Raw genomic sequence first — 12587 nt, forward strand, 5'->3', positions numbered from 1 at the left:
GGGCTGTGCTTGCGTCGGGATTTGATGGTCATAGATCTCTCCAGGTTCGGCCTGTTGTCAGGTCATTTTTACGGGGAAAGATCTCGCTTAGCTAGCTGTTCAAAAAACTGGAACCACTTCTGGGCGTGACATCTTTGAACGGCTTTACGCTGTCCGTTTAGATCAACTACGCAAGTTGCCAGAGGCCCACGCATTGCTGGCAGAGCTCGATACACCCAAGCTACTTGAAGGCAACGAGGTCTCGGCTGTAGATATTGACGCGCTTGACGAGGACGCATTACTCGCTGAATTGGGTATTGCTAATGACGTGGCAGAAGCGGGCGACATCACTGTGCTGAGGCATGTCCGGTCCAGTGTGGAAAAACGTGCAGCTGAAGAAGTGGCTGAGCGTAATGCCTGCGAAGACTTTGAGCGATTCCGCCCGTTGTTTGAACAGGTTGAACAGGACCTGAAGTCGGGTGTGAGGAAAACGCTTCGTTTCGGACGTGATGCCAGCGTGGCCGATGGCAACTACTTCATTTTGGGTGGTCAACTTGCCTATGTGGCAGAGGTCGGTGAGACGATCAAGGCACCGAATGGCGACAATGATGCGCGTCTGAGAGTCATTTATGCCAACGGTACTGAAAGCAACCTGCTGCTCCGTTCTTTGCAACGTGCGCTCTATAAAGACGATACAGGCAGGCGGCTGACCGACCCCGATATGGGCCCGTTGTTCAGTGGCGAAGTAGAGCCAGACGACATTGAGACGGGCACCATTTACGTTCTGCGCAGCAAGTCAGAGCATCCGTTTGTGGCTCAACATCGCGAGTTGATTCACAAAATCGGGGTGACAGGGGGCAAGGTTGAGACTCGGATTGCGGGTTCTGAAAACCAAGCAACATACTTATTGGCTGGCGTGGAAATTGTCGCAACCTACAAGCTTCACAACGTCAACAGAGTGAAGCTGGAAGCACTGTTTCACCGCGTGTTTGGTGCTGCGCAACTAGACCTCACCCTGGAAGACCGTTTTGGCAAGCCGGTGAAGCCGCGTGAATGGTTTCTTGTGCCCTTGCATGTGATTGATGAGGTTGTGCAGCGGATTGTGGATGGAACGCTAACCGATGTGGTGTACGACGTTCAATCAGCCCGCCTGATTACGACTCAGTAAATCATTTTCCACAATGCAGCCATGCATGAGCTAGATATGCCCTGCATGGCGCAAACGTAACTGCTACATGTCTTGCGGAGGCAGCTGCTCAGCAAGAAGCACTTGAATTTTCAGGCGAGCTTCTTCATCAGCTTTTCCGTACCTGAACAACAGCTCGGCAATTTCATCGTCAGTGTCGGCGTAGAAAAACGCCACAGGTACCTTCAGCACCTGAGCCAACTTGCGCACAGTCAGCAAGTCTGGCTTGTGGATGCCAAGCTCATAGCGATTGATGCGTGTGCTCGCCACGAACGCATCAATTCCCGCCTCAATTCCCAGCATCTTTTGCGACAGCCCCGCAGCCAAGCGGGCCTGTTTGAGCCTCGCGCCCCATTGCTCATCCGCGTCAGACATCTCGCACCTTCAAAAGGCTACGAGAGTCGTAGTTATACTTTATTCTCGATACTACGAGTTACGTAGTTTTCTGGGTTGCGAACGGCTACCCAGCCTAATAAGAGGGACAAAGCATGGTGGTGAACGGGGGAGTGCGCTGGTGCACAGCGTTGGGGGTGTTGGGGTTGACATTGGGGGCATGGGCACAGCCTGCAGGTGTTCGTTCAAGTACTCAGCTGGCCCCCAAGGTGCACGATTACTACGCTGAGTGCCGCAACCCAGACACTGAGCTATGCACGGTGCAAAGCCCCGACCCATCGCTGTACATGTACACGGTGCTTACGCCTGACATTCCTTTTGATGACCTGGGCGCGCATTGGGTGGTTGATTTGCGCAAATTCCCAGTCGCCAAGGACGCCATCAAGGTGCTGCGCGTGGCGACCAGCACAGGTGAAGTGCATGCGATTCGTTTGAAACTGGTTTATAAGGCCACGCCTGCTCGAAGCAACGCAGCTGCCGAAGTGCTGACAGCGCCGCCTGAAGCCAAGCCAGTCGCTGGATCAATACCAACCGCTGCGCCGCCTTCGCAGCCCAGTGCGTCGATGACTGGAAAGCCGCCTTCCAACGTTATGCCTGTTTCTGCGACACAGGCTTCACCCTCTGGCACATCCGCCCCCGCTTTGCCAGCAAGCCGTGGCACTGAGGTCAAACAGCCCGAGCGCACTGCCAAGCCTGTGCCTTCGGTTTCTGAGTTGACGGCACAGGCCGAAGTGCCTTGTTTGGATGGCATATGCCTGGGGGCTTCCATTCAGGCGCTCAAAGCGCCGTTTGAGCCAGTATTCACGGCCGAGCAGCAACTGCGTGCAGGGCTGCAGGTCAATGCTCATCGGTTTCCAGACTTGGACAAGCGGGTCAAGCAGCTTGGCGCCTTGTTCAAGCAAGGCGATATGGAAGGGTTTGCACAGGCTGGAGAGGAATGGCTCAAGGCCAGCAGCAAGGAACGCCAGCTGCAAACCAACCTGTTTCACCTCAAGCAAGCCTATGAGCTGGCTCAGAAGGCTTTGGGTGGCAAGCGCAATACCGATACAGCAGCTTTGGCGCTGTACTTTATGCCCCAGCCTTCACCCAAAGCGTTGAAGGACGGGCCAGGTATTTCAGGTGCGTTGAATGTGGGGGCTGACCCTTTGCTTTTTGCAGTACGCACAGAGCTGCAATTCGATGCTGGCTTCGCTTCTTTGATCAAAAAAACAAGCCCGTGTTTTGCGGGGTGTACCAGCTGCAAGGGCACTTCACCAGCCCCTCGGGCTATGGCACCACCGTTACCGTGCGCTCTGATGCGGATGGTGATTTCAAGGTAGCCAATGTTCGCAGGGTGTTCACCGCTGATTCTCATGACAGCCTCAAACAGCTGGCACAGCAGTTGACACAGCGCTATGACCTAGCAATCAAGGCACAGGTGGTAAGTATCGATTTGCAGTCGCAGTCGATGTCACTGGAGTTGCGTCACCCCCTGGCCGTGCAGCTTGTGGGCGCACCACAGAAGCTGGTGCTGCAGCGCGATGCTTTATGGCAGCAAGGCTGGGTTGACTTTAAGGGCAAAGAGCTGGGGGTGATCAAAGCCATGCAAGCCCTGGCGAGCCACCAACAAGGCAGCATACCTGTGTGCAAACCCAAAGCCCTGCCACTGAGTTGAGGAAGGGCTGCTCGTGGTCACAATCAACACTAACTTGCCATCGCTGACAGCACAGCGTCACCTGAGTGCTTCGCAGCTGAGCTTGACTACTACCACGCAGCGCCTGTCTTCGGGCCTGCGTGTCAACAGCGCCAAGGACGACGCTGCAGGCTTGGCCATCAGCGAGCGCATGAACACCCAGGTGCGTGGGATGGCAGTAGCCAGCCGCAATGCCAACGACGGAATCTCTCTATCCCAGGTGGCCGAAGGTGCGATGCAAAAGCTCACAGACATTTTGCAGCGCAGTCGCGAACTGGCTGTGCAAGCGGCCAACGCAACCAATTCCAACAGCGACCGCCAAGCTTTGGACACTGAGCGAGCGCAGCTGCTGCAGGAGTTTGCGCGAATCGCCAGCACCAGCAATTTCAATGGGCAAAAGCTGATTGACGGCAGCTTTATGGCGCAGAGCTTTCAGGTAGGTGCCAATGCCGGTGAAGTGATCGGCGTGAACTTGCCTTCACTGCAAGCGCCGAACCTTGGTGCGTATGGCTGGCCGCTGCAGCAAAGCCCCACCACCAACAGCTATGCCATCACCCGAGGTAACGACGAAATGGTGCCCGCTGGCGACTTGGTGCTGCGCGACAAGCCAATTGCTATTGAGCGCAACGAAAGCATGGCTTCGATTGCACAGAAGATCAACGATGCCGGGTTTGATCCCAAGATTTATGCACAGGCCAGCACCAGTGCTGTGCTTTCATTCAACAAGTCACTTCCACCCTCAACACCGCCTGTGGCTGTCACGGTGAAGCTGATCGCAGGCGATGACTTGTCCAATGCGCAGTCGGTTTCCTTCACCTGGGATCATGCCAACCCTGATATCGCCAGCATCAAGCAGGCGATTAACGCGGTCAGTGGTCAAACCGGCGTCCGAGCGGAAGATGGGCCTTACGCAGATGACGTGCGCCTGGTCAATGACGCAGGAGAAACGATCCGGGTACTCAACGATTCAGCACCAGGCGTAAGCATGTTCATTCGTGACAACATAGGTGCAGGCAATGGGTGGACCAATGGTGTGACAGTGCCAGGTGCCAATGGTGCGGGCGTCTTGGGCGCAGGTGCCCATGACATTAAAGTGCAGGGCAATTTGGCGTTGATGTCCGAAGACTCCTTCGCTATGGATGGAGGGGATTACGACTTGGACGGCGATCCCACTGGGCCATTTCCATCCATGCAGTGGACAGTGCAAAAGTTCAAGCTGACAGATGCACGCTTGGATACGGCGGAGCACGCCAGGCAAGCCCTGATCATCTACGACGCAGCCCTCAGGCAAGTGACCAGCGCTCGTGCTGACGTGGGCGCGGTGCAGTCGCGCTTTGAATCAGTCATTGCCAATATCGACATCGCTGCAGAAAACATGGCGGCATCGCGTAGCCGCATTGTGGATGCTGACTATGCAGTGGAAACCGCCAAGCTGGCTCAGCAGCAAATCCTGCAGGATGCCGGTACCGCCATGCTGGCCCAGGCGCATTCGGTCGTGGCTGAGCAAGCGTTAGCGTTACTCAAAGATGTGTAGGTTTAAATGGTGGCTTGCACCGCATCACAGGTCTGACGGCGGGTTTGATGGTTCATTTGGCGTTGTAGATAGCGCTATCGGCTGCCGGTACTCAACTTCAGCTTCGATGCAATCGAGGGGCGTGCTCAAGCGACACATGCTGTCGCGATCGACTTCTAAAGTTTGAGCTCCCTTCAGCTTTTTGTATTGGATGAGCCTCCATGCCAGTTAGCGATACTGTGATAAGAGACCTCTACGCACGATTAAAAGGATTGCAGGTGCGTGAGTGCGAACTGGATCTTCAGTTGTCCCAAGAAATATCAACAGCACTTGCGCACTTCGGCCCCAGTATCCTGACACTTGATGGCGCAGACCCTCTGGATGGGGATTTCATCGCTTTGTACTACCAGTTAGCACTGCGTCGCATCGGGCAGTTCAAGCAAAGAATTTCAGAACGTACTTCTTGTTTGAATAGCTCCAAGGCTGTGCAAGACACGTTGCGCCTAATGGGTGTGCGTACAGCATTGCAATGCGATTTAGGTGGTGCGCTCAGCACTAATAACGCTTGCAAAAAAGAGGCGTTGGCGAAGCAGATCAGTATGGCATTGCTTCATTTGATGGTTTGCAGCAACTCGCTGCAGCATCAGCTGACTGAGCTAGTTAGCGCCTTAGAGGCATGGATGAATGCCAAAGCTGTGAGTGCTGAACAGGTAGTGAGTCACAACCAACTTGATTCACACAAGCCAGCTTGGCGTATTGAAATTCTGGGTGCGACACAACCTGTCTCAAAAGCCACTTATAGTTACATTCATTGAATTACTTCCCTGCTCTTGAATGTCTGCTTCAACCTCGGCTAGCTCAGCATCAAAAGGCGAAAAACTTGCACAGCGCTTGTCTCAAATTCTTGCGCGCCTGCACCAAGGTGATGCAGTTGACAAGCACCAACTTGCACAAGATTTTCAAGTGGATGTGCGCACCATTGAACGCGACCTTGGCGAGCGTCTGTGCGGGATCGTTGAGCGAAGTGCCGATGGTCAGTGGCAGCTGACGCGCACAGCGAGAAGCAGTATTCCAGCCAAGCACCTGCATGGCTATGCACGTATGTCGGGGACGGAGCACTTGTTTCCGGATAGCAGCTTGCGCTACCTGTTGGAACAACTTCATACCCCGGAACAGCAGCGCACAACGCATGTGCAGGCCATCGCACATGAAGACTTGCGTCCGCGTACGCAAGAGTTTGTGCAACTCCAAACTGCCATCGAGAAAAAACATCCATGCAGTTTTAGCTACAAGCGCAAACAGCGCAACGTTCAGCCGTACAAGCTCATCCACAAAAACGGCGTGTGGTACCTAGCAGCGGAAGAAGGTGCAAAGCTGAAAAACTTCAGCGTTGCGCTGATAGAGGGATTACATGTGGATGAAAGCAGCCACTTCTTTCCGAAGCGTGCGCACCAGGATTACATCGATGCCAAAGACGACGTTTGGTTTACTGAAGACACTACGGAAGTCCTGCTTCGTGTAGCCCCAGAAGCAGCACATTACTTTATTCGCCGTCCGTTGCTGCCTCAACAGCAGCAACGACAAGATCGTGACGGTTCGTTGCTAGTCACCACGCATATCAATCACATCGACCAACTGCTGCCCGTTGTGCGGTATTGGCTGCCACATGTGCGGATTGTTCAACCTGTTGAGTGGCAGAAGGAGTTGACGGCGGGGCTGCAGCAGGCGCTGAAAAAGTGGGATGTGGCAACCATGGAGTCATCGACATGAAGGGCGGTGGCTTCCTGATACTACTTTTTCTGCTGATTTGCTTCTTGTGGGGTGTGACTTCCGTCATTGGGGGCATCAGCCGAATATTTTCGCCAAATAGCGACCGCAATCCGCATATCGGGAAAAGAGTAGTCAGGCGGGAGCTGTTACCTGAGGCTCCTGTGCAAGAAGTCACCGCTAGCAACGCAAGAGCGACCTCGGAAAAAAATTTAGACCGCACCTTAGCTCAGCTTGAAAAAATCAACAAGCTACGCAATGAGGGTGCGCTGACCGAGGAGGAGTTTTTGCAAATCAAGGTGAAGTTGATTCAGGAAAGTCAAAGCGACTAATAAATCACTTGAATAAAACGAAAAATCTATGTCTTTAGACAGTGAAATCGCGCATACATGCCTCTGACGAAGAGTCGGAGGCTACTGCTTTCTGATGGCTCCTCCAAGCTCCAAGCTGGATAAATGCTGTGCCAGACTTTGAACGAATTCTCAACCAAAACCACACAATGAACGCACCTGAAGATCTCAACCGCCTATATGCCAATGTTTCAGACAACATCAGCAGCGCAATGGCAGACATTCTCTCGCTCAACGTCGAGCACAGCGATGGCAAGCGCGAAATCGGAAATATCACCGGTAAGCTCAGAGAGATCCAGATGCGTTTCGACCGTGAATTGCAGGAGCTGGAAGCCCATGCCGAGTGGGACACATTCACCCTAGCATTTTTCGGCGAGACCAATGCAGGAAAAAGCACAATCATCGAATCACTTCGCATCCTCTTCAAGGAGGAGTCCCGTCAGGCACTGCTGAAACAGCATGCCGATGATTTAGAGCAATTCTCTCAGGCTCTTAACGCTCACCTTGAACATGTTCGCGAAGGACTTCATGCCTTGTACAAGGAATACACGGACGAGCTGACCTCCATCAGCCAAAGCACCAATCGACTTACGCGAATCGCTCAACAAGAAGCCCAAGAGCGAAACGCAATTGCCAAAGCCGAAGCCGACGCTAGAACCCTACTCGACAAGCAAGAAGCTCGGGCCCGCCTTGAGATGCAACAGCAGGAAGCGGCACACCGCCAGCAACTCGCTGAACAGGAATCAAACGCTCGCCTTGCCGAGGAAAGGAAAGAAGCTGCACATCGCCAGCAACTCGCAGAACAGGAGTCTAGTGCTCGACTCCTCGAGGAGCGGCAAGAAGCCCAAGCACGCCTTGAGGTGCAGCAGCAGGAAGCTGCAGACCGCCAGCAACTCGCGGAACAGGAGTCTAATGCTCGACTCGCCGAGGAACGGAAAGAAGCATCACAGCGCTTAAAAATTGAGCAAGCAAATGCACTCTCGCGCTTTAAGGTACGTGTTGCACTGGTCAGCATTGGTGGGATCTTGATCGGCGCAACGTCTGCAGTTGCCTTGCTTAAATTAGCGGGAGCCTAAGATGAGCAGCCATGAACTCGATGCACTGTTCGAGGAAGCTACGTCAGTTCCCTCAACACTTGTACCTGCTATCAAGCCTGCCTTTCAGCGCATTGAGACGCGCTCCTCCGTCCTTAATGCACTGCTTAATCATCAATTCACATCACTGTTCGACAAACTTTTGGCCTATGAAAGAAAAAAGGCCGAGATACACCGAGTAGACGGCTTGATCATCGGTACCGGTGAGGCTGACTTCACCAAGGGAAATACGCTTTATCCCCTGAATTACAACGGCAAGCGCTTTCAACTGATCGATGTGCCAGGCATCGAAGGCGACGAAAGCAAGTACGCGCCTATGGTCCGCAAAGCTGTTGCCAAGGCTCATCTGGTGTTCTATGTAAACGGCACCAACAAAAAACCAGAGAAGGCCACCGCGCAGAAAATCGGCGACTATCTGCGATGGGGCACCCAGGTCTGCCCCTTGATAAACGTGCGCGGCAATGCCGATGCCTATGAGTTCGAGGAAGACCGAAAGTCTCTAACAGCTCATAGCGGCCCCACCTCTGCCTTGCAGCAAACCGAGGAAGTACTGCGTGCGGTGTTAGGCGACAAAGCCCTGCAACCAGGCCATTGCGTTCAGGGACTGCTCGCATTTTCGGCGTTGGCTAGCGAAGCGCAAACCGGGCGTACCACGATCCATCCTTCTCGCAGTCAAGATTTGCTAATCCAGCAGCGTAACTACCAAAAGTACTTTTCCTCGCCTAAGGCGATGTATGAGTTCAGCCAAATCAAGCCAGTCGCCAAAGTACTGCATGACAAACTCTCGACCTTCCGAGAGGACATGATCGAGAGCAACAAGACCAAGGTACACGAGCTGCTTGCCGAAAACGCAGAAACCTTGGCAAAGCTATATGCCACTCACGAAGCATTTTTGGACAGAACCAAACCAGAGTTCGAGAAGTGTCACGAAGCGATCAAAGAAGCCCAGGAACGATTCGAGCGACTGGTCTTGGCAGGACGAAAGAATCTTTGGGACAAGCTTTTTAACAACCTAAAAGACGAGGCCGACGCGATCATAGAACGCCATTTTGGTGACAACGATGCCATTTCCAACAAGATTAATCGAGCGTTCAAAGTGCAACAGGAATCGCTCAAAGACAGTCTTCAGGGACAGTTTGAAGAGTACCTTAAAGACCTGCAGAAAGACTTGAAGCAGGCTATGCAGCGCCTTTTAGAGGACGTTGCACGAGTCGAATTCGAGCAGTTGCTTTATGACGTTGACACCGTGGACGTCAACTACAAGACACCTGAGTTAGGTCTTGGGTTGGAGTTTGGTGACTATGGCTGGATGGCTTTCAACATTGGCTCCTACGCTTTTGCAGGATTCGGTATTGGCTCCGCATTCCCCGTAATTGGCAACCTAATAGGCGCAGCTGTAGGTGCTTTGGTGGGCATCTTGGTCAGCCTGCTAAGCGTTTTCACCGGCAAGGAAAAGCGCATTCGCAAGGCGCAAGGGCAAGTGCAAGAAAAGATCGATGAAGCTTGGTCGGAAGCTCGTAAAGCCCTGCAAGAAGAACGCAAGACGCTGTTTACCCCCGTGCGCGAGCAGATTGACAAAACCGTTTCGGCTCGTGTGCAAGAGCTCGATGAGTCGCTCAAACGTCCTCTGAAGATCATCGAGCAGCAGCGGACATTGATGACCCGCACCAAAGAACAATTGGAGAACATGCCTTATGGAACAATTCAAGCAATTTAATGTCGAGAAGCAGGCTGCTCTCAAAGGATTAGAGCAACTGCGTGCAGCACTCAACGAGCTAGGTGAGATGGGCGCAGATGTCGATAACGAGCTACAGAAAATTGACTCTGCAGCAAAGGCGGTCGAATCCGACGTTCTGCGAATAGCTCTCCTCGGAGCCTTCTCCGACGGAAAGACCAGCGTCATTGCTGCTTGGCTGGGAAAGGTCATGGCAGATATGAAAATCGACATGGACGAGTCCTCAGACCGCTTGGCCATTTATTCTCCGGAAGGACTTCCAGAAAAATGCGAAATCGTTGACACGCCTGGACTGTTTGGCGACAAGGAAAAAACGGTCGATGGTGAGCAGGTGATGTATGAAAACCTGACTAAACGCTACATATCTGAGGCTCACTTGATTTTGTATGTGGTCGACGCAACCAACCCTCTCAAGGAAAGCCACAACGACATCGTGAAATGGGTGCTTAGGGACTTAAATAAGCTTTCCTCAACCGTTTTTGTGATCAACAAAATGGATGAGGTGACGGACCTTACTGAACAGGTGTTGTTCGATGCCCAAGCCACTATAAAAAGAGACAACCTGAAGGCGAAGCTACAACGCGTAGCTAACCTTAACTCCGAAGAAATGGCCCAACTGAATATCGTCTGCTTGGCATCCAATCCGAACGGGCGTGGCCTGGATTTCTGGTTTGGCAAGCCAGAGCACTATGAAAGCCGCTCACGGATCAACGAACTCAAAGCCATGACCACTAGGGTGCTGCGGAAAAATGTTCCAGCGGTGCTGATTGCAAAGACCGGCATGGATGTCGTGCGCGATGTTGTTGGACAGCACGTGGTTCGCGCTGAAGAGCAATTGGCACAACTGAAGGTGTTTGCTGAGCAGAATGCAGAGGAGTCTGCACGCATCAGCCAGGACATTGCTACTGGCCGCCGTGAAGTCAAACGACTAGCAGGCGAGCTCTTTGAGGAACTGCAGAATCTTGAGACAGGATTGCTGGGCAAGCTCCGCCCTCTAAGCTTGGAAAACATTCGTGATTTCCTCGAAGATGAACTAGGCTATACCGTGGATGGCGTAGGCTTCAAGCTAAACCTGAAGATCAAGAGTGCGATCGATCGTTCATTCGATCAGTCTTCCAAAGTGACCAGTCGAATCTCTCAGGATATCGGTCGTCAGCTCAACTCCAGCGAGAGCTTTCTCAATGCCATGGGCGATAGTGCACTGAAGTCCATGGGGGGCGCAGCCAAAGGTATTGCCAACCTGAGCCCCGACATCATCAAAGGTGCGGTGTTTGCAGCCCGTGATGCACTCAGCGCAGTGACGGGTGTCGCGATTAAGTTCAAGCCCTGGCAGGCAACCAAGATTGCCGGAGCCATTTCTAAATGGGCAGGGCCAGCAGGCGCAGCCATCACTCTTACCTCGGACCTACTCAGTGCATACAAAGCACATGAATTGGAACAGGAGTTAAAGGATGCGAAGGAATCTATTGCCGAGGTAATTAAAAGTGCCTTCAAAGATATCTACGACATTATTGGCGATGACGAAAAATTGCTTGAGTTCTTTGCGCCACAACTCAAGGCGTTTGAAAAGATAGTCGAAACTGTGGAGGAGCGCTCAAGATTCATCAGTACGAACCAAGCTAAGCTTCAAGGTGTAAAAGCAAAGTTGAATGCGCTGATGTTAGCTCCTGCTCAGCTTGAGGCAATGGCTTAAAAGATAAGCGGCTCAAAGCTCACTCGACACTATTCGGGCAGTGTGTTTTGCTTGGTGGCAACGATGTGTTGTGCAAAACAAGGAAGCACGATGTCGGAGCGCAGATACTTGCGAGTGGTATTGCGGGAAAGCCCAGTTTTGCTGGGCGATTTCTACCACCGTGTCGTAGATTGATCAACTTCTGCTGTGCAGCGATTGCTGCCTGTCGAGTTCACAACATGAATGACTGCTCTTTCCAAAACAGCAGTCATTCACAATAAATAAAAATTAGTTCACTCAAACAACTTTCTCTATGGGAGATTCAAGTCGATTCAGCTTTGGAGACTGGCAACTATTCATATGAATAGACCCTAGACCACCAGCGGCCGCGCCTAGTAGACTAAGGCAGCATTTTGTTGCAAAAAGCCTGCGGGCCAATTTAGGGGGACTGAATCGGTGATCAATCAGGTAGACATAGCTAGCTTTGGTAGCTTCCAAGGTTTGGACTGGAAAAAAACGGTCAAGGACAGTGGCAAGACGACCCAGTATTTCAAGCGCCTCAACGTGCTTTACGGGCGTAACTACTCTGGCAAGACCACCCTTTCGCGAATCTTCCGCTCGCTGGAGACTCGCAAACTTCCCCTCAACTATGTCGGTTCGGCCTTCACCCTGACTGGCGACGAAGGTGCTGTCACCCATACAGGTTTGCTGGCACACAACTACGACGTGCGTGTCTACAACCGCGACTTCGTAACCGACAACCTCAGCTTCCTGGTTAATCAGGACGCCGGTGGCGAGATTAAGACCTTTGCCATCGTCGGTGAGCAGAACAAAGAGATTGACGACGCCATCGCTGCGATTGAAGCCAAGCTTGGTAGCGTGGAAGGCAAGGCAGGGCTCCGGTTTGATCTGGAAGCAAAAAGGAAAGAGCGCGACAGCACCAAGTCTGCCCACACTACTGCGTCCAATGGGTTGGACGACAAGCTGCGCTCACATGCCGCAGAGAAAATCAAGAAGAACCCGAACTTCCGCAGCCCCGTCTATAACATCGAGCACATCAGGCGTGACATCGCCACGACCAGCAAGCCAGGCTTCGTCGCTCTCACGTAAGCGTCCGGCAAACCCAGGCCTACCGAGGCCGGTGATCAGGCGTCGGCGGGTTTCCAGCGGTGTGGCAGGAGCTCGACGATGCGGCTGGCCTTGTGCGTGGGCAGTCGCGTGAGCAC

At 52.8% G+C, this 12587-nt stretch carries 12 protein-coding genes; 11 read left to right on the forward strand and 1 reads right to left on the reverse strand.

The window, feature by feature from the left end; all coding sequences use genetic code 11:
* Positions 1-193 precede the first annotated feature (193 nt).
* Positions 194-1147: a GIY-YIG nuclease family protein gene (locus SJH88_RS16435; RefSeq protein ID WP_442877332.1), complete on the forward strand. Its 954-nt coding sequence runs from the start codon at positions 194-196 to the stop codon at positions 1145-1147.
* Positions 1148-1210: 63 nt separating this feature from the next.
* On the opposite strand, the gene SJH88_RS16440 is transcribed toward SJH88_RS16435, so the two are convergent.
* The gene (locus tag SJH88_RS16440) at positions 1211-1540 is read right to left on the reverse strand and encodes a helix-turn-helix domain-containing protein (RefSeq protein WP_059441841.1); all 330 of its coding nucleotides are present in this window, start codon (positions 1538-1540) and stop codon (positions 1211-1213) included.
* A 305-nt stretch (positions 1541-1845) separates the two neighbouring features.
* On the opposite strand from SJH88_RS16440, the gene SJH88_RS16445 reads away from it, so the two are divergent.
* The 10 genes from SJH88_RS16445 (at position 1846) to SJH88_RS16490 (ending at position 12471) form a co-directional block, all read left to right on the forward strand.
* Positions 1846-2877: a hypothetical protein gene (locus tag SJH88_RS16445; protein ID WP_274755103.1), complete on the forward strand. Its 1032-nt coding sequence runs from the start codon at positions 1846-1848 to the stop codon at positions 2875-2877.
* Positions 2878-2891: 14 nt separating this feature from the next.
* Positions 2892-3212, forward strand: a complete 321-nt coding sequence (locus SJH88_RS16450) for a hypothetical protein (RefSeq protein ID WP_274755104.1) — start codon at positions 2892-2894, stop codon at positions 3210-3212.
* A gap of 13 nt (positions 3213-3225) precedes the next feature.
* Complete coding sequence (locus tag SJH88_RS16455; RefSeq protein ID WP_274755105.1) at positions 3226-4764, forward strand: flagellin N-terminal helical domain-containing protein; 1539 nt, start codon at positions 3226-3228, stop codon at positions 4762-4764.
* 200 nt (positions 4765-4964) lie between these two features.
* A complete protein-coding gene (locus tag SJH88_RS16460; RefSeq protein ID WP_274755106.1) occupies positions 4965-5558 on the forward strand; it encodes a hypothetical protein in 594 nt (197 codons plus the stop codon).
* A 19-nt stretch (positions 5559-5577) separates the two neighbouring features.
* The gene (locus tag SJH88_RS16465; protein ID WP_274755107.1) at positions 5578-6513 is read left to right on the forward strand and encodes a helix-turn-helix transcriptional regulator; all 936 of its coding nucleotides are present in this window, start codon (positions 5578-5580) and stop codon (positions 6511-6513) included.
* Positions 6510-6842, forward strand: a complete 333-nt coding sequence (locus SJH88_RS16470) for an SHOCT domain-containing protein (RefSeq protein ID WP_274755108.1) — start codon at positions 6510-6512, stop codon at positions 6840-6842. The genes SJH88_RS16465 and SJH88_RS16470 overlap by 4 nt, the downstream gene beginning before the upstream one ends.
* 167 nt (positions 6843-7009) lie before the next feature.
* Positions 7010-7936 (forward strand): coiled-coil domain-containing protein, encoded by a 927-nt coding sequence (locus tag SJH88_RS16475; protein ID WP_274755109.1) that lies wholly within the window; start codon positions 7010-7012, stop codon positions 7934-7936.
* A 1-nt stretch (position 7937) separates the two neighbouring features.
* Positions 7938-9671: a hypothetical protein gene (locus tag SJH88_RS16480; RefSeq protein ID WP_274755110.1), complete on the forward strand. Its 1734-nt coding sequence runs from the start codon at positions 7938-7940 to the stop codon at positions 9669-9671.
* Positions 9649-11382 (forward strand): LeoA/HP0731 family dynamin-like GTPase, encoded by a 1734-nt coding sequence (locus SJH88_RS16485; protein WP_274755111.1) that lies wholly within the window; start codon positions 9649-9651, stop codon positions 11380-11382. Before SJH88_RS16480 ends, SJH88_RS16485 begins: the two co-directional genes overlap by 23 nt.
* A gap of 435 nt (positions 11383-11817) precedes the next feature.
* Complete coding sequence (locus SJH88_RS16490; RefSeq protein ID WP_274755112.1) at positions 11818-12471, forward strand: AAA family ATPase; 654 nt, start codon at positions 11818-11820, stop codon at positions 12469-12471.
* Positions 12472-12587: the final 116 nt, after the last annotated feature.

It is taken from the genome of Comamonas sp. GCA5 (assembly GCF_036541385.1).
Classification (GTDB): Bacteria; Pseudomonadota; Gammaproteobacteria; order Burkholderiales; family Burkholderiaceae_C; genus Comamonas; species Comamonas aquatica.